Origin of the sequence: Bradyrhizobium sp. SSBR45G, from assembly GCF_030159255.1 — a bacterium.
Lineage (GTDB): Bacteria > Pseudomonadota > Alphaproteobacteria > Rhizobiales > Xanthobacteraceae > Bradyrhizobium.
The window spans coordinates 1-16,446 of sequence record NZ_BSCT01000003.1 but is presented as its reverse complement, the minus strand read 5'-3'; the positions used below and the strand labels follow the sequence as shown (position 1 = coordinate 16,446).

Genomic DNA, 16,446 nt, shown 5'->3' with positions numbered 1-16,446 from the left:
GGATCGATCATGATGGGGCGCAGGATGCTGCAGACCGTCGCTTCGGTCGCGCTGCTGTCGGCTGTGAGCATCAGCCCGTCGCTCGCGCATGAGCAGAGCGGCGTCGGCGGCGGGCTGGCCAGCGGGCTGCTGCATCCGCTGACCGGGCTGGACCATCTCATCGCGATGGTCGCGGTCGGCATCTGGGGCGCGCAGCTCGGCGGCGTGGCGATCTGGGTGCTGCCGGTGGTGTTTCCACTGGTGATGGCGCTCGGCGCGGTCGTTGGCATCCTCAAGATCGGGCTGCCCGTCCCCGAGCTGGTGATCGCGCTGTCGGCGCTGATCCTCGGGCTGGCCGTCGCGCTGCGCATCCGCGTCCCCTTCGCTGCGGCGGCTGCGATCGTCGCCGTGTTCGCCATCTTCCATGGTCATGCGCATGGCGCCGAGCTGCCTTCATCGGCAAACCCTCTCGCCTATGGCTGCGGCTTCGTGGTCGCGACCGGGCTGCTCCATGCCTGCGGCATCACGCTCGGCGCGCTCGCGCGCTGGCCGGGCGGCGAGCGCATCATCCAGGGCGTCGGCGCGGCGATCGCCGCGCTCGGGGGCTACTTCCTGGTCACGAGCCTCGGTATGACGGCATGAACCCGCGTCTGAGAACTGCCCTGCTTACGGCCCTGCTGCTGTTCGCTCAAAGCAAGATTGCCGACGCGCATATCGTCTCCGCCCGGCTCGGCGATTTCTACGCCGGAGCCCTGCATCCCCTGCTTACCTTGCAGGACGTCATCATGTGGGCGGCGCTCGGCCTGCTGGCCGGCTCGCTGGGCGCGGCCAGCGGCCGATGGCTCATCCTGGTGTTTCCGCTCGGACTCTGCAGCGGGCTTGCGCTGGCTACGCTATCGAATCTCCCTGCAGTGTCTCCGCTGATCGATGCAGTGACGATTCTCGTGCTCGGATTGCTGCTGGCGACCGCGCTGCGCATTCCCATGACGCTGTTGTGCATCATGGCCTTTGCGCTTGGTGTGATGCGCGGCGCCGTGAACGCCGGCGAGCTGATGCCGCAGACCGACCGGCTGCTCTATGCGGCCGGTCTCGCCAGCGCGGGCTATGTCGTGATCACGCTGATCATGGCGCTGGCGCTCAGCTTCCGGCGCCCGGAGGCCGCGCCAGTCTCGAGCTGGCGCGGGATTGCGGTCCGCGCCGTCGGCGGCTGGGTCGCCGCGATCGGGCTGATGATGGCGGGACTGTCGCTGGCGAGCTGAGCGCATCCATTCTGTTCGGCCTGGGCCGCCGTCTTCGGTCCTCCGGGCCGCCCGACGTGTGTGGATCCTTCCTCAGCGCGCCCGCCGCGCCATCCGGTCGCGTGCAGCCGGCGCCGCCGGCGCGGGCGCATCCTCGGTGAATTGCCCGAGCTGCGGCATCGGCAAGGTCACGATCTCCAGCTCCCGCCGCAGCGTCACCTCGCGCGGCTTCACGGCATCGAGCAGCCATCCCTCATGCGAGGCGCCGACGCGCAGTCGCAGCGACTTCTGCGTCGCAGGATCGACGAAGATGCCGAAGCTCTCCTCGTCACCGATCACCGTGCCCACGAGCTGCAGTGTCGGACGCTCCGGCTCCCTCGGCGGCGGTGGCGGCGCACGCATCACTGTGACGGGAGCCACGACCGGTGGCGGCGGCCGGCGCGACGCCGAGAAGATCGGACGGTCGCGCGTCGCCGACAGCGCGTCGAGCGGAACATCCCATAGCGGATTGGCGCTGCCAGCCGCTGTTCCCGCGGCGGCCGTTCGAGGTGACGTCATCGAATCGACGGTCTGCGGGTCGCCATCATGACTTGCGGACTCGGCCTGCGCCGGCCCCCTCGGCTCGAGCGCATCGCTGTCCTCACCACGGGCGTGGCCGAGCGCACCGCCGAGCACGCAGGCCATCACCAGTGCGACGGCGCTTGAGTTGACGAATGATCGCATCACATCTGTCCTTGCCATTGTCCGGAGACGGTGACCAGCACCCGCAGGCGCCCGGCTCCGCCCGTGGCCTCCGCCAGCGATTGCTGAACATGCAGCTGATCGACGAAGAGGAACGGCAGCCCGGCTTCGAGATCGTAGAGCAGCTGCTGCAGCGCCGGCTGCTCGAGCTCACAATTGGCGACGACGCTGATGACACTCGTGTTGGCCCGCGCGGCCGGCAGATCGACCTGGGTCGACAGCACATTGCCGCCGGCCTTGGCGACCGCCTCCGTCAGGCGCTGGACCAGCGCGGCGCCCGCGATCGTGACGGTCCGTCCTTCGACGAACACCGACCCGCCCGGCGTCGCCACGGCGCCTGCCGCCGTTGATCCCGGCCGTTTGCGCCCAGCGAACTGCGCCAGTTGCGCGCTGGCGTCACTGAGCTGCTCGCGCTTCGCCGCGAGATCGGCGACGGCCGCCGCGCCTGCCCAGATCAGAGCGATCATCGTCACGACATAGAGCAGCGCCGCACCGGCCGGCGAGCCGACGACGATGCGGCGCAAGGGTGTCAGCCAGCTCATGCCCGGTCTCCGAAATAGGCGTTGATGCGCGCCTCGATGTGGAAGCGCTCGCCCGCTTCGCCTGGGGACCGCGTGGTCGGCGCGAAGAACGTGGCGCGGCTGAACTGCGGCGACTGCTCGATCAGCCGGATCAGCGCCGGTGCGTCCTGGGTCAGGCCGGAGATCTGCAGCCGGTCATTCTCGACATGCAGCTCGGTGACGTAGGTGCCGTCGGGCAGGATCTTCGACAGCGTGTCGAGCACGATCACGCTGGCCGGGCTTGTCTGCTTGCGCCTGGCGAGCAGCCCGTCCGCCGCCGAAGCGCCGCTGATCGCGGGCCGCAACGCCGCGCGCAGCCGCGTGACCTGCGCCTGCACGTCTTCGATCTCACCGTCGAGATAGCCGCCGATCAGCGTCGCCGCGACCATCAGCACGGCGGCCGTCGCGGCCAACGAGATCCAGCCGAGCTTGAGCACGCGCCCGAGATCACGGCCGCCCGCGAGCGCCGAGCGCAGCGCGGCCTTGAAGATCTGGATCGGAGCGCCGCCAAGCGAGTCGTCCTCGGCGAGGACGACGATCTTCGCCGCTCCGACTGTATCAGCGAACGCCAGCAACGGCTGGAGCATGGCGCGTGGGGTTGCGGCAAGGGTGAGCGAAATCCGATCACCGGCCGCAGGCTGCGGAGCGCTGAATCCATACAGCGCCTGATCGAGGGTCCATGGCGTGAACCTGCCGATCTGCGCCCGGATCATGCCGTCCAGAAACGGCTCGGCCTGCTTCGGAAAGTCGAGCGGCCGGAGCAGGACGGTGGCGGCAGCCATGCGGATCTCGAGCGCGCAGCCGCGGAGCAGCCGCAGCCATTCGGCCGGAATCTGGCCGCGCGCGTCCGTTGCGGAAAGGTCGACCGTGGCCGGCGGCAATGTCGGCTTGCCCTTCGGCGCCGCCTGCACCGTCAGCACGAGATCGCCAGGCCCATGATATCGGATGCAGACCCGCGAGCGCCGGAGCTGGCGGTCGGCGCCCGCCTCGATCGCAGTCGCGACCGACGCCGTCCAGTCCGTCAGTCCTCGTTCGATGGCCTCGGTCAGCTTCATGGCGTCGATCGCGCCTGCCGCGCGCCCCTCGGTTGCGGTCCCTCGTCCTGCCGTGCGAGCAAGCGGTATGGCTGCTCGCCCTCGCCCGGCACGATCACAGCCGTCGCCGCGTGATGCAGCCCGCCGGCCGGGCCGACGACGATGTGCAGGCGCACGGCCTTGCTGTTGCCCTTGGCTGCATCCTTCGCCGCCGGTCCCAGGATCTTGGCCAATCCATCCGCATCCTGTGACAGCGACGCGCGCGAGCCGAGAAAGTCCTTCAGGATGAGCGGCGTCATGCCCGGCAACGCCGCGACCAATTCGGTCGCGGCAATGGTCGGATCGATGCCGGGCGAGCCGTTGAAGACGGTGACGAGGGGCAGCACCCGATCGACCAGCGACGCCGGCAGGCCGAGCACCAACGCGAGCTCACCGACATGGGCGAAGGGCGCCAGCCGCGGCACCCGTTTCAGCCCGGCCGCGGCGTAGCGCGCCTCTTCCGCCTGGGCCTTCGCAGCGTCCGACGGCTTGGACCGCCACGCCACCACCCGCTCGGCATGCTCCTTGGCGGCATCCCGTTCAGCGCCCACCACGACGAACAGATTCTCCAGCATCTCCTGCGAGGCCGTGTTGAGATCGAGCCGCGCGGCCTCGCTCACATAGCTGACCGCGATGTCGTTGCCGCCGAGCAGGAGGCGGAAGCCGCCCTGCTTCGGCCGGTCCTCCTCCTTCGACAGCAGCAGACGGTAGGCCGACAATTCGATGCCGGCCGAGATCAGCGCGTCGGCCTCGACCGCCTCGTCTTCGAGCCGGAGCAACCGCGCCGAGCTTGCCATCTGCTGCGCCACGATCACCACCAGCGCGGCGAGCGCCGCAAGCATCCACAAGACCGCGACGAGGATGAAGCCGCCCTGCGTAGCGCCCCTGTCGTTCGGCACATGATGAGGACAACGCGGTCGCATCAGTCGATCGGCTCGTTCTTGGGCGGTTGCGGCGATTCGGCTGCAGCCGGCGTCCGGTTCGTAGTGCCACCACCTGCGCTGTCGACGGCGGCGCCGCCGGGCGTATCGACCTGAATGCGCACGGCGCTGACGAGAACGGCGGCACCGCCGCGGCTGTCATCGTGAACGGTCATGCGCACCGCAAACGGCAGCTTGTTCGCATCGCGCCACTCGCTCGTCCACGCCATGGTGCGATCGGCATAGGCGAACGACATCCGGAACGGCGCTGAGAGCAACACCACGGGATCGCCGAACCGGAACCGGTCGGCCGCGGACTGGCCGATCGGCGCCGGCTCGAACGGCGCGCGTGCACGCAGCACGGCCCGTTCGTTGCGCGCGCCGTCGTCGCCGATGCGCACGACATCGAGGCCGTGTCCGGCATTCGGCCCGAGCTCGCCGCGCACGAACAACGCCGAGAATTCCTGGCCGATGAACAGCGGCCCCTTCTGCTCGCGATTGAGCGAAACGAACTGCGCGGCGGCAAAGTCATCACCGGCCCGGCGCAGCGCCGCCGCGACCATCTCGGCCCGCTGCATGCGGTCCAGCCCGCGCTTCCAGGCCGGCAGCCATTGCGCGGTCACCGCCAGCAGCGCCGACAGCACGATCCCGGCAATGGCCAGCGCGCCGAGCGCCTCGATCAGCGCAAAGCCGGCCTGGTGCGAGCGAGCGGATCGGTTGCTCATTCGCGCCGCCCCTGCACCAGCCGGACCGTCTGCACATCGGCGGCCGCGCCGGAGCCGGTCTTGATGCGCAAGGTGACCATTTCCGGAATCCAGCCCTGCTGCCCGGCCGGTTGGCTCCAGTCGCCGCCGAGCGGCGTGATCTGCAGCCCGACCGCGCCGGAGCCGGAGCGCTGATCGATGCTGCCCGGCTTCAGACGGCTGCGATCCGACAACGCCGTCGCCAGCGCCAGCCTGGTGTCGGCGACCAGCGTGACGTGCTGCTCGATCTTGCGCACGCTGGCCGCATTGCGCGCGACCACGGCGCCGATGGCGACGAGCGACACGCTGACCACGGCGAGCGCGACGAGCACCTCGATCAAGGTGAAGCCGGCCTGGCTCCGATCTGCTCCGCCGCGATCAACCATGGGCAGGCCCACGCGGGACGATGTCGATCCTCCCGGTCAGCCAGTTGACCCGGATTTCAAGGCTCAGATCGGCGCGCGACAATGTGAGCGCGCCACCGCAGGACAACCCATCGGGAAAGAAGCTGATCGCGGCCTGCACCGGCCGATGCTGGCAGCTGCGCGGCAGCGTCGCCTGGAACGCGACATCGTCGGGCAGTTGCAGCGCAGCGCCGCTGCCGGCACGGATCAGCCGCCGCGAAATATCGATCCGCGTATCTATTCGCGCCCCGCTCCGCATCGATGCGGCGCGGTCGGATTTCAGCAGCGTCACCGCCTGCAGCGCATAGGCCTGCAGCCGCGGCCGCGACGTCTGTCGCGGCACAAACGGCAGCGCGACGGACGACAGCAGCGCGACGATCGCGAGCACGCAGACCATCTCGAGCAGAGTGAACCCGCGCTGCCGCTGGTCACTCATTGCGCGCGCTCGTCTGCGTTCCCAGCACGATGTCGGCTGCGGTGCCGCTGCCACCCTCCTGGCCATCGGCGCCGTAGGATAGGATGTCATAGGGACCGTGATCGCCCGGCGCGCGGTAGACATAGGCCGTATTCCACGGATCCTTCGGCACCGCCCCGCCCTTCAGATACGGGCCGTTCCACGTGCTCATCCCGGCCGGCCGCTGCGCCAGCGCCGCCAGCCCCTCCGAGGTCGACGGATAGCGGCCGGCGTCGAGATAGAACAGATCGAGCGCGCTGGAGAAGCTCTGCAGCTGAATCCGCGCCGCCTTGGTCTTGGACTCGCCGAGATAGTTGAGAACGCGCGGCCCGATCAGCCCCATGATCAGCCCGATGATGGTGATCACGACCAGCATCTCGACCAGCGTGAAGCCGCGCTCATTGTCGCGCCGGGACGTCGTGGCCGTTCTGGCCTTGATGTTCGAGCTCATGTGATTCTCCTTCAATACCGGGGTCAGCCGACGAGTTGCGTCACCGAGAGCAGCGCCGTCATGATCGAGACGATCAGGCCGCCGACCACGACGCTGATCAGCAGAATGGCGGCAGGGCCGACGATGCCGACCACGCGGTCGAGCGCGCGCTGCAGCTTGGCTTCGTAGAATTCGGCGATGCGTGTCGACAGCGTCGGCAGCTGGCCGGTCTCCTCGCCGAGACGGAGCATGCGCAGCGCCATCGCCGGCAGCATGTTGTCGGCCGACAGCGCCTGGGACAGCTTGCCGCCGTGCCGCACGCGATCAGCCGCGGCCGACCATGGCGCGCGCTGCGAGGTCTCCGCCATCACGTCGACCAGGATGCGCAACGCCGCGCTCAGCGTGACGCCGCAGCCGAGCAGCAGGCCGAGATTGCGACAGAACAGGCTGGTCCGATAGAACATCAGGATGCTGCCGATCCCCGGCAACAGCGCCAGGCCGCTGGTCAGGGCGGCGCGCACCGCGGCCTGCCGCAGCAGCCACCAGCCGGCCGCGAGCAGTGCCGCACAGCCGAGCGAGATCACCGCCGCATGGTCGCGCAGCATGTCGGACAGCGACATGAAGAAGCCGAGCGCCGTATCGGCGCGGCCGCCGAAATCACGCAGCACCGCGGAGAAGTTCGGCAGCACGGCGACGAGGAAGAACAGCATCACGGCGATCGCGGCGAGGAAGACGAAGGCCGGATACTGCATTGCGTCCGTCAGCTTGCGCCGCGTCGCCTCGGAGCGCTCGCGCTCGCCGGCCAGCGCCGTCAGCACCTGGTCGAGCGTTCCGGACGCCTCGCCGACACGCATCAGTGCGACATACATCGGCGAGAACAGCAGCGGCTGCGCAGCGGCGGCGTCGGCAAAGCTCTCGCCGGCCATGATGGCCGCGCGCAGGCGCGCGACCACGGGGCGAAGACGGCCGATGTCTGAATCGTTCGACAACAGATCGAGCGCGTCGTCGAGCCGCGCGCCGGCCTTCAGCAGCAGGGCCAGATCGCGGGTGAAGGTCGTCACCTCGGCTGCGGACGGACCGCCGAACGACAATCCTCCCGCCGCGGCGCCTGCCTTCTTCTCCTCGATCGTTTCGATCGGCAGCAGTTGGAGATAGGAGATGCGCCGTTCGACCTCGCTGCGCGACGGCGCGACGAGGGATCCGACCACGACCTCACCAGATTGCGTCAATGCGCGATAGCGGTAGCTCGGCACGATCCACCTCAACGCGCGACAAGGACACGAAACAGCTCGGACACCGAAGTGACGCCGGCGCGGCATTTGGCAACGCCGTCGTCGAGCATCGTCATCATGCCCTCCTGGATCGCACGCCGGTCGATCGCAAGCCCATCGGCACTATCGGCGATCAGCTCGCGCAGGCTGCTGCTCAGCTCGAGCAGCTCGAACACGCCGACCCGGCCGCGATAGCCGCTCTGGCCGCAGCGTTCGCATCCCGCCGGATGCCAGGTCACCTCGCCGGCGGCGAGGCCGACATGGCCGAAGCGCGGATCATCACGACAGGTCGCCGCGTCGAGCGGCCGCGCCGTCTTGCAATGTTCGCAGAGCTGGCGCACCAGCCGCTGGGCGATGACCGCGCGCAACGTCGAGCGCAGCAGATAGCCTTCGACGCCGAGATCGAGCAGCCGCGGCACCGCCGCCGCCGCCGTCTCGGTGTGCAGCGTGGTCAGCACGAGATGGCCGGTCAGCGCCGCATGCACGGCAACATGCGCGGTCTCGCTGTCTCTGATTTCGCCGACCATGATGACATCAGGATCCTGGCGCACGAAGGAGCGCAACGCACTGGCGAATGTCAGCCCGATGGCGGGCTTGATCTGCGACTGGTTGATGCCGGGGATCTCATATTCCACCGGATCCTCGACGGTGAGGATCTTGCGCTCGGGCGTGTTGAGCATCGACAGGATCGTGGCCAGCGTCGTGGTCTTGCCGCTGCCGGTCGGCCCGGTGATCACGATCATGCCGTGCGGCAGCGTGATCAGGCGCCGCAGCGCCACATCGTCGCGCCCGGACAGGCCGAGCCGGCTCGCCACCAGCTGTGAGCGATCCTTGGGCAGGATGCGCAGCACCGCCGACTCGCCGGCCTGCGTCGGCATGATCGCGACGCGGACATCGATCTCGGCGCGTCCGGCGCGAATCCGGGCGGCGCCGTCCTGCGGCAGGCGCCGCTCGGCGATGTTCAGCCCGGCGACGATCTTGATGCGCGAGATGACCGCCTGCGGCAGCACGCCCACCGGCGCTGCGATCGGGCGCAGCAGGCCGTCCACTCTGAGCCGAACGACGAGCCCGGTCGAGAACGGCTCGATGTGGATGTCGCTCGCGCGCATCTCGACCGCCTTCTCGATCAGATCGTTGACGGCGCGCACGACCGGCGCGCCACTGGCGAGATCGCGGAGACTCTCGATGTCGTCCTCGCGCAGATCCTGCGCCGCCAGCACCTCGGTCTCGCCATCCTCAGTGCCGCCGAGGCGCTGATCGAGGACGACGGCGACGTCCTCGTGCGACGCCACCTTGAAGACCGTGCCAGCACCGAGCACGAGCTCGGCCGCCCGGCGTACCGCCTGATCGGTCGGATCGGCCATCGCAAACGCCGCCGCGCCATCGGGCGTCTGATAGGGATAGCCGAGCACCTCGCGCAAAAAGCGGTCGGAGAACTCGCTGGCCGCGGGCACGGCCGCCATCAGCTCACGCAGCGCGACGCGCTCCAGCCCGGTGAAGCGCGCGGCCTCCTCGGCAAAGGCGTCGGCGCTGAGCCCGAACCGGTCCCAGGGCGCGACCTGGGCGTCGCCTGCGGCATCGCGATCACCCGCCTGCGGATGACGCTGCCGAAGATAATCATGGAACTGGGTCGACAGTGTACCGCTCATGGCGTGATCCGGGTGGCGCCGGTGCCGGCACTTCGTCTCGGCACCCCGCTACTGGCTGCCGACGTTATCGATCGCGAACATGACGGCTGTACGAAAGCCGATCAGTTGACATTTCCGACACACAACCCGTCCAAAGACAGGCCGGGGTGCGCGGATATACATAAGTGTCATATTGCATCGCTATGCAGATCGGGCGGTCCCGACGAAGCGTCCTCTCGTTGCGGCCGGTCAACACGAGTAGATCGGCAAGTCCATGTTTCGTATCGGCAATCGAAGCCACTCCGCTGCGGTTGTCCGTCAAGCCTCGTTGCTTGCGTTCGCCCTGTTGCTCGCCTCCTGCAACATGACGACGCTCAGCTCGCAGGCCAGCGCTCCGGCGGATGTCGACGTCATCGACAAGGTCCGTTCGCTCGACATCCTGCCCCGCGACAACGCGGCGGTCGGCTCGATCCAGGGACGACCGGAGGTCGAGCGCGCGACCGCACGGACCTATCAGGGCACGATGATCCAGGACGTCGCCGAGATCAGGCCGCAGCCGGCGGCCGACGGCCGCGGCTACGACTTGAATTTCGAGAACACGCCGATCGCCCAGGTCGCAAAGGTCGTGATCGGCGACATCATCGGCGCCGGCTATTCCATCGATCCGCGCGTCCAGGGCAGCATCAGCCTGGTCTCGGCCCGGCCGGTGCCGAAATCCGACATCCTGTTCGTGCTCGAAAGCGCGCTGCGCCTGTCCGGCGTCGTCGTGGTTCGTGAAGGTTCCAACTACAAGCTGACGCCGCTCGGCGACGCCATCGGCGGCGGACGGGTGGACAGCGAGGCGGCCCGCGCCGAGCCCGGCTACGGCGTGTCGGTGGTGCCGCTGCAATATGTCGGCGCCCAGACCATCCTGAAACTGATGGACAGCTTTGCCACCCGCGCCGGCAGCGTGCGCGCTGATCCGACGCGGAACATGCTGCTGATCCAGGGCACCGGCGCCGAGCGGCGCTCGGCGATCGAGACGGCGCTGAGCTTCGACGTCGACTGGATGCGCGGCCAATCGGTGGGCATCTTTCCCGTCAGCAATTCCGCCCCCGAGCCCCTGATCGCCGAGCTCGAGAAGATCATGGATACCGGCGAGAACGGCCTCAGCCAGAACCTCGTCAAGCTGCAGGTCGTGAACCGGCTCAACGCGATCATGGTGGTGACGCGCAAGCCGGCGCTGCTGCAGAGCGCGGCCACCTGGATCCGCCGGCTCGACCAAGCCGATTCCGGGCGCACCAGTGTGCACGTCTACCGCGTCCGCTACGGTGACGCGCGTCAGCTCGCCAGGGTGCTGACCGACATGTTCGGTGGCGCCAGCGCATCGTCGTCCGACAGCGCCGACGGGCAGACCGCGCCGGGCTCCGACGGCACGACGACATCGGTCGCCGACCGACTCTCGTTCAACACCAATGCGGCCGGCGCGTCGAATTCCAGCGCCAATCCTTCGAGCCGGACCCAGGGCGGTGGCCTGACGGGCCTGCAGTCGTCGAGCACGCCGTCCTCCGGCAGCACGCCCTCCTCGACCGGGCTCGAGCCGCGCAGCGGCGGTGCCGGCGGGGGCCAGGCCCTGATGCCGAACATCCGCATCACGCCGGATACCGTGAACAACTCGCTGCTGATCTATGCCGACCGCGAGAACTACCGCATCATCTCCAGCACCCTGCAGCAGCTCGACCAACCGGTGCTGCAGGTCGGCATCGACGCGACCATTGCCGAGGTGACGCTCACCAACGAGCTGTCCTACGGGGTGCAGGCATATCTTTCGAGCAAGGTGCTCGGCCTCGGCACCGACAAGGGCTCGATCACCAATACGCAGGCGACCTCGGTGGCCACCGCGACGACATCGGCGGCGACATCGGCCCTGATCAACCGCGCTTTGCCCGGCTTCAACTTCCTGATCGGTCACGAGGCATCGCCCAACATGATCCTCGATGCGCTCCACACGGTCACCAGCGTCAAGGTGCTTTCCAACCCGTCGCTGGTCGTGATCAACAACCAGACCGCCACCTTGCAGGTCGGCGACGTCGTGCCGGTGTCGACCGGGAGCGCCACCGTGCTGTCGTCGAGCAACACCGTCGTCAACACCATCGACTATCGCAACACCGGCATCATCCTGCGTGTCGTGCCGCGCATCGCCGCCAACGGCAATGTCCGGCTCGAGGTTGAGCAGGAGATCAGCAACGTGGCGGCGCAGTCGAGCGCGAGCCTGACGCCGACCGTCTCGCAGCGCAAGGTCAAGAGCGCCATCTCCGTCGCCAACGGCCAGACGGTGCTGCTGGCAGGCCTGATCAGCGAGCAGCAGACCGGCAATCGCAACGGCATTCCCGGCTTCGACGAGATTCCCATCCTCGGCGACACGTTCTCGCACCAGGACAAGAAGGGAACGCGCACCGAGCTGATCATCTTCATCAGGCCGCAGATCATTCGCGACGGCAGCGATGCTCATCAGGTGGCCGAGGAACTCCGTTCCAAGCTCCGCGGATCGGTCGGAGCGAGCATCACGGATGATCTGCGTGTCCACACCAGCCGCTAGCCCCCGCCGAATAGCCAGGCCGGTCGTGCGGCGCCTCGCTTTGGCTCTCACCGCAGCGAGCCTGATGCTCATCGCGCCAGCGTCTCAGGCCCGCGCCGACTCGATCAGTTCGGCGCGCGCGGCCTATGCGCGCGGCGATTTCGTCCGGGCCGTCCGCGTGCTGACCCCGCCTGCGCTGCGCGGCGACGCGCGCGCGCAGGCGATGCTCGGCTTCATGTATGAAAACGGGTTTGGCACGCCGCAGGCCTATGAGGTGGCGAGCGATCTCTATTGCCAGGCCGCCGCTTCAGGCAATCCCTTCGGCCAGGCCATGCTCGGGCTGATGTATGACAAGGGACACGGCGTTCCACAGGACGTCGTGCTGGCCTACAAATGGCTCAACCTTGCGGCAGGGCACGCGGCACCGGCGCAGCGCAGCTATTTCCTGCGGCTGCGCAACGCCGTCGCCTCGAAGATGTCGACCGGCCAGATCGCGACGGGCCAGGCGCTCGCCCTGGACTGGCGGCCCGGACAGCCCTGAGGCTTCAGCAGCGCCCGCACCGGTGTTCGTCTCGACGTCGTTCTTGCTCGGCCAGCGCAAGCTGCGCCGACGCGCGCGCAATTGATGTCACCATCACTCCGAAGCGGGCGCACTGATCACCACCGTCACAAAACCGCATCGAGACCGACACTCCGTTGCAATTTGTTGCCGCGATAGTTTGTCGCAGGCACAGCGCAACAGAACGGTGCGCGTACGCCGGCCACCTCGCACTCCGTCCGGAGATGTCCATGACCAGAACAGTCACACGGTCCAAGGCGCTCGCGCTCGCGACCACTGCCGTCTTCACTGCAACAAGCGTCGCGCCGGCCTTTGCCGGAGCGGCGACAACAACGCCGATCGAGCACGTCATCATCATTGTCGGCGAGAACCACACCTTCGACAATCTGTTCGGAACCTACAAGCCGAAGGCCGGACAGAGCGTCGACAATCTGCTCAGCAAGGGCATCGTCAACGAGGACGGCACGCCGGGTCCGCATTTCAGGAAGGCGGAGCAGCGCATCGGCCGCGACGAGGTACGCTACACCGCGGAGACCGTGTCCACCGCCGCCTACACGACGCTGCCGCAGCCGTACACCACCTATGGAATCGGCCTGCCGCAGAACGTCCTCGACAGCCGTTTCCCGGCCAATCTTCCCAACGGACCGTACCAGATCTCGAAATACGTCTCCTACGCCGCCTACACCGGCGATCCGGTCCATCGCTTCTTCCAGATGTGGCAGGACATCGATGGCGGCAAGCACGACAAGTTCGTGTGGGTCGAGCAGAGCATCGGCACCGGCTCGAACGGACAGCCCTATCCGGCCGGCGGATTCAATCCGATGGAAGGCGCCATCTCGATGGGCTTCTACAACATGAACCCCTTCACCGACGCGTCCGGCAAGGCTCAGCCCGGTGACGCGCCGTTCTTCAAGCAGCTCGCCGACGACTATGCGATCAGCGACAATTATCACCAGGCGATCATGGGCGGCACCGGCGCCAACTTCCAGTCGATCGTGACCGGCCACGCCGCGTTCTTCACCAATCCCGAGACCATGAATGGCGCGCCTGCCGTGCCCTACGCCAACCAGATAGAGAACCCCGATCCGGTCGCCGGAACCAACAACTACTACAAGCAGGACGGCTACAGCGGCGGTTCCTACGTCAACTGCTCCGATCCGTCAGCGCCGGGCGTCGCCGCGATCAACGAGCAGCTGTTCAAGAATGGCGTCCACAGCAACAATTGCGCGCCGAACCACTACTATCTGGTCAATAATTACAGCATGTTCTGGAATCAGACCAGCGCGAAGCCGAATGCGCTCGGCTCCGACAAGTTCGTGCTGCCGCCGCAGAGCGCGCCGACCATTGCCGACGTGATGACGGCGAAGGGCGTGTCCTGGAAATATTACAGTGCCGACCGCGGTGACGATGCCACGACGTTCGCCAAGAGCGTCGACGGCGTGCCGCTGCTGTTCCATTCCTATTGCGGCATCTGCGACCCGCTGACCGGCTTCCTCAAGATCATGACAACGCCGAGCGAGGAAGCCAAGCTGCAGAACTACGGCGCCTTCGTGAAGGACGTTCAGAACAACACGCTGCCGGCGGTGTCGTTCGTGCGCCCGTTCGAAGCGCTCGCCGGACATCCCGCCGATTCGACCACCGACCTCTATGAAAAGTTCCTCGAGGCGCTGATCAATCGCGTCAAGGCCAACCCGCAGCTCTGGGCCAAGACGGCCATCTTCATCACCACCGACGAAGGTGGCGGCTATTACGACTCCGGCTACATCCAGCCGGTGGACTTCCTCGGCGACGGTACCCGCATCCCCTTCATCCTGGTGTCATCGCTGGCGAAGAAGGGCCATGTCGATCACACCTATTACGACCACGTCTCGCTGCTGAAGTTCATCGAGCGCAACTGGCGGCTTCCGACAATCTCGGCGGTCAGCCGCGACCGGCTGCCCAACCCGATCCATGATCGCGACGACAACCGCTATGTGCCGAAGAACCGTCCGGCGATCGGCGACCTGATGAACCTGTTCGCCTTCGGCGACGACGACGGCGATCATGACGGCTGGCACCATCACGATCACGACCATCGCGGCGACGGGGACGATCGCTGATCGATCTGCGGCATCCGCCATCGTCAAGACGTACAAGCCCGCCGCAACCGCGGCGGGCTTTCGTTGCTGCAGCACCGGGGCCGTGCCCGATGTGCATCATCGTCAATCCGTCAGCGGATTGTCAGCGGTCCGTCACGTCCCCGTTAACGGGGCTCCGCATCGTTGCGCCGCCGCTTCCCTGCAAGCGGCGTGATGCAACCGAGGTCTTGGGGGATCTTGCCAATGCGATTTCGACCGTCATTCAAATCAGCCTTTCACGCGCTGCTCGCTTTGTCCGCGACATTGTCGGCGCTCTCGCTCGCCGCTATGGCGCCGAGCCTTGCGCATGACGATCGCGACGACGACGACGACACCTATGCGATCGGCCTGTGGGGCGACCTGCCCTATTCCACGCTGCAGGCCACCGTCGGCGTGCCGAACCTGATCGCCGACATGAACGCGCACAAGCTGAAGTTCACCGTCCACGACGGCGACCTCAAGCAGGGCTCCAATTCGGCCTGCGACGCCGGCCTCTATGCGCAGGCGCTCGCCTTCCTGAACAGCCTCGAGGCGCCAGCGATGTTCACGCCAGGCGACAACGACTGGGTCGACTGCGACCGGCCCTCGAATGGCGGCTTCAACTCGCGCGACCGGCTCGACTACGAGCGCAAGCTGTTCTTCTCGACGCCGTTCTCGCTCGGCCAGCGCAAGCTGCGCCAGGAGGTGCAGACCGACGCGCTCTGTCTCGGCGCCAACGGCACCAAAGTCGGCTGCGTCGAGAACCGCCGCTGGACGGTGGGGCGCGTGACCTATGCGACCCTGAACGTCCAGGGCTCCTGCAACAATCTCTGCGACACCAATCCCGATCCCGACGAATACAACGCCCGCAATGCGGCCGTCATTCTCTGGATGCAGCAGACCTTCGCGGAGGCCAAGAAGCGCAATTCGGCCGCGGTGATGTTCATCTCGCAGGCCGATCCGGGCTGGGACCTCTCGGACGCCACCCGCGCGCCGCTGCGCGATCCCAAGACGCTCGCCGAGACCGATGGCCAGCCCGATGGCTTCGCGAGCTTCCTGTCGGCGTTGCGTAGCGAGGTCGAGGCCTTCCGCAAGCCGGTCGCCTATGTCCACGGCGATTCGCACTACTTCCGGATCGACCAGCCGTTCCTCAATACGACCGGCCAGCGGCTGGAAAATTTCGTCCGCGTCGAGACCTTCGGCGACAACCAGGGCAACGGCAACAACGATGTCCGGTGGGTCAAGGTCACGGTCGATCCGCGCAGCCGCGACGTGTTCTCCTATCAGCCCGTCACCGTTCCCGCGAACCGGACGGCCGTCCCGGCGCCCGAGCGTCATTGACCGCCAACCAGGCAGACCGCCCCGCCAGACATGGTGGGGCGGCGGCGAAAGCGCCGTCCGACCGCGGACGGCGATCCCCACCGGCCTGCGCGGAACGACGATTTTCATCAGCAGATCCAAGCTGATTTGGCCTGTCCAGTCCTTCCGCGAAAAATAAATTACTTTCGTTTTTTCTGAATATGTGATTGTCTAGCGCCATCCCGGCCCGCGAGAGGGGCGCTTCGCGATCGTCACGAGACGTTGGGCTGGGGATGCGGTGGCCGCGAGCCGGCTGCAGCGGGTTTCGTGCCCGCCGACGAACGGCAGCTTGCGGACGTGAAGACGCGTGGTCCTGGCGCCCCGAGGCTGGCGCCAAGTCTTTCGGTGATGATGATCCGGAAGGCGACGGTGGCTAAAGGCCGGACACCGGGGAGAGCGCGACATAAGCGTGAAAACCATCGCGCGGGGAATGC

16 protein-coding genes are annotated in these 16,446 nt (G+C 67.3%); 6 read left to right on the top strand and 10 right to left on the bottom strand.

The genetic code is table 11. The features are described from left to right. Positions 1 to 9 precede the first annotated feature (9 nt). On the top strand, positions 10 to 621 hold the full coding sequence (locus tag QQL87_RS04880; protein WP_284416837.1) for a HupE/UreJ family protein: 612 nt from the start codon (positions 10 to 12) through the stop codon (positions 619 to 621). Next, entirely contained in the window at positions 618 to 1,238 is a 621-nt protein-coding gene (locus QQL87_RS04875; RefSeq protein WP_284416838.1) for a HupE/UreJ family protein, read from the top strand. The genes QQL87_RS04880 and QQL87_RS04875 overlap by 4 nt, the downstream gene beginning before the upstream one ends. Before the next feature lie 72 nt (positions 1,239 to 1,310). Here the strand turns inward: QQL87_RS04875 and QQL87_RS04870 are convergent, their stop codons facing one another. Genes QQL87_RS04870 through QQL87_RS04825 form a run of 10 tightly spaced genes read right to left on the bottom strand, consistent with a single transcriptional unit; the run spans position 1,311 to position 9,462 of the window. Then, a complete protein-coding gene (locus QQL87_RS04870) occupies positions 1,311 to 1,940 on the bottom strand; it encodes a general secretion pathway protein GspN (RefSeq protein ID WP_284416839.1) in 630 nt (209 codons plus the stop codon). Next, positions 1,940 to 2,500, bottom strand: a complete 561-nt coding sequence (gene gspM, locus QQL87_RS04865) for a type II secretion system protein GspM (RefSeq protein WP_284416840.1) — start codon at positions 2,498 to 2,500, stop codon at positions 1,940 to 1,942. The genes QQL87_RS04870 and gspM overlap by 1 nt, the downstream gene beginning before the upstream one ends. Further along, positions 2,497 to 3,573: a PilN domain-containing protein gene (locus tag QQL87_RS04860; protein ID WP_284416841.1), complete on the bottom strand. Its 1,077-nt coding sequence runs from the start codon at positions 3,571 to 3,573 to the stop codon at positions 2,497 to 2,499. Before QQL87_RS04860 ends, gspM begins: the two co-directional genes overlap by 4 nt. Continuing rightward, positions 3,570 to 4,514, bottom strand: a complete 945-nt coding sequence (locus tag QQL87_RS04855; protein ID WP_284416842.1) for a type II secretion system protein GspK — start codon at positions 4,512 to 4,514, stop codon at positions 3,570 to 3,572. Before QQL87_RS04855 ends, QQL87_RS04860 begins: the two co-directional genes overlap by 4 nt. Continuing rightward, on the bottom strand, positions 4,514 to 5,236 hold the full coding sequence (locus QQL87_RS04850) for a PulJ/GspJ family protein (protein ID WP_284416843.1): 723 nt from the start codon (positions 5,234 to 5,236) through the stop codon (positions 4,514 to 4,516). Before QQL87_RS04850 ends, QQL87_RS04855 begins: the two co-directional genes overlap by 1 nt. Continuing rightward, positions 5,233 to 5,640, bottom strand: coding sequence for a prepilin-type N-terminal cleavage/methylation domain-containing protein (locus tag QQL87_RS04845; RefSeq protein ID WP_284416844.1), 408 nt, complete (start codon positions 5,638 to 5,640; stop codon positions 5,233 to 5,235). Before QQL87_RS04845 ends, QQL87_RS04850 begins: the two co-directional genes overlap by 4 nt. After that, a complete protein-coding gene (locus tag QQL87_RS04840; RefSeq protein ID WP_284416846.1) occupies positions 5,633 to 6,094 on the bottom strand; it encodes a prepilin-type N-terminal cleavage/methylation domain-containing protein in 462 nt (153 codons plus the stop codon). The genes QQL87_RS04845 and QQL87_RS04840 overlap by 8 nt, the downstream gene beginning before the upstream one ends. Continuing rightward, positions 6,087 to 6,563, bottom strand: a complete 477-nt coding sequence (gspG, locus tag QQL87_RS04835) for a type II secretion system major pseudopilin GspG (RefSeq protein ID WP_284416848.1) — start codon at positions 6,561 to 6,563, stop codon at positions 6,087 to 6,089. Before gspG ends, QQL87_RS04840 begins: the two co-directional genes overlap by 8 nt. A gap of 23 nt (positions 6,564 to 6,586) precedes the next feature. Further along, positions 6,587 to 7,795, bottom strand: a complete 1,209-nt coding sequence (locus tag QQL87_RS04830) for a type II secretion system F family protein (protein ID WP_284416849.1) — start codon at positions 7,793 to 7,795, stop codon at positions 6,587 to 6,589. An 8-nt stretch (positions 7,796 to 7,803) separates the two neighbouring features. Next, positions 7,804 to 9,462 (bottom strand): GspE/PulE family protein, encoded by a 1,659-nt coding sequence (locus tag QQL87_RS04825; protein WP_284416850.1) that lies wholly within the window; start codon positions 9,460 to 9,462, stop codon positions 7,804 to 7,806. Positions 9,463 to 9,715: 253 nt separating this feature from the next. Here QQL87_RS04825 and gspD point away from each other — a divergent pair, with 253 nt between their 5' ends. From gspD to QQL87_RS04805, 4 genes are all read left to right on the top strand, one after another. Beyond that, positions 9,716 to 12,019, top strand: coding sequence for a type II secretion system secretin GspD (gspD, locus tag QQL87_RS04820; RefSeq protein WP_284416851.1), 2,304 nt, complete (start codon positions 9,716 to 9,718; stop codon positions 12,017 to 12,019). Further along, positions 11,991 to 12,539, top strand: coding sequence for a tetratricopeptide repeat protein (locus QQL87_RS04815; RefSeq protein ID WP_284416852.1), 549 nt, complete (start codon positions 11,991 to 11,993; stop codon positions 12,537 to 12,539). The genes gspD and QQL87_RS04815 overlap by 29 nt, the downstream gene beginning before the upstream one ends. Positions 12,540 to 12,787: 248 nt before the next feature. Then, positions 12,788 to 14,656, top strand: a complete 1,869-nt coding sequence (locus tag QQL87_RS04810) for an alkaline phosphatase family protein (RefSeq protein WP_284416853.1) — start codon at positions 12,788 to 12,790, stop codon at positions 14,654 to 14,656. Between the two features lie 222 nt (positions 14,657 to 14,878). Next, positions 14,879 to 15,994: a hypothetical protein gene (locus QQL87_RS04805; protein WP_284416855.1), complete on the top strand. Its 1,116-nt coding sequence runs from the start codon at positions 14,879 to 14,881 to the stop codon at positions 15,992 to 15,994. Positions 15,995 to 16,446: the final 452 nt, after the last annotated feature.

Bases quoted from the DNA above. Each gene is read 5' to 3' on its own strand.
- QQL87_RS04880 (WP_284416837.1), top strand. From the start codon at position 10: ATGATGGGGCGCAGGATGCTGCAGACCGTCGCTTCGGTCGCGCTGCTG.
- QQL87_RS04875 (WP_284416838.1), top strand. From the start codon at position 618: ATGAACCCGCGTCTGAGAACTGCCCTGCTTACGGCCCTGCTGCTGTTC.
- QQL87_RS04870 (WP_284416839.1), bottom strand. From the start codon at position 1,940: ATGCGATCATTCGTCAACTCAAGCGCCGTCGCACTGGTGATGGCCTGC.
- gspM (WP_284416840.1), bottom strand. From the start codon at position 2,500: ATGAGCTGGCTGACACCCTTGCGCCGCATCGTCGTCGGCTCGCCGGCC.
- QQL87_RS04860 (WP_284416841.1), bottom strand. From the start codon at position 3,573: ATGAAGCTGACCGAGGCCATCGAACGAGGACTGACGGACTGGACGGCG.
- QQL87_RS04855 (WP_284416842.1), bottom strand. From the start codon at position 4,514: ATGCGACCGCGTTGTCCTCATCATGTGCCGAACGACAGGGGCGCTACG.
- QQL87_RS04850 (WP_284416843.1), bottom strand. From the start codon at position 5,236: ATGAGCAACCGATCCGCTCGCTCGCACCAGGCCGGCTTTGCGCTGATC.
- QQL87_RS04845 (WP_284416844.1), bottom strand. From the start codon at position 5,640: ATGGTTGATCGCGGCGGAGCAGATCGGAGCCAGGCCGGCTTCACCTTG.
- QQL87_RS04840 (WP_284416846.1), bottom strand. From the start codon at position 6,094: ATGAGTGACCAGCGGCAGCGCGGGTTCACTCTGCTCGAGATGGTCTGC.
- gspG (WP_284416848.1), bottom strand. From the start codon at position 6,563: ATGAGCTCGAACATCAAGGCCAGAACGGCCACGACGTCCCGGCGCGAC.
- QQL87_RS04825 (WP_284416850.1), bottom strand. From the start codon at position 9,462: ATGAGCGGTACACTGTCGACCCAGTTCCATGATTATCTTCGGCAGCGT.
- gspD (WP_284416851.1), top strand. From the start codon at position 9,716: ATGTTTCGTATCGGCAATCGAAGCCACTCCGCTGCGGTTGTCCGTCAA.
- QQL87_RS04815 (WP_284416852.1), top strand. From the start codon at position 11,991: ATGATCTGCGTGTCCACACCAGCCGCTAGCCCCCGCCGAATAGCCAGG.
- QQL87_RS04810 (WP_284416853.1), top strand. From the start codon at position 12,788: ATGACCAGAACAGTCACACGGTCCAAGGCGCTCGCGCTCGCGACCACT.
- QQL87_RS04805 (WP_284416855.1), top strand. From the start codon at position 14,879: ATGCGATTTCGACCGTCATTCAAATCAGCCTTTCACGCGCTGCTCGCT.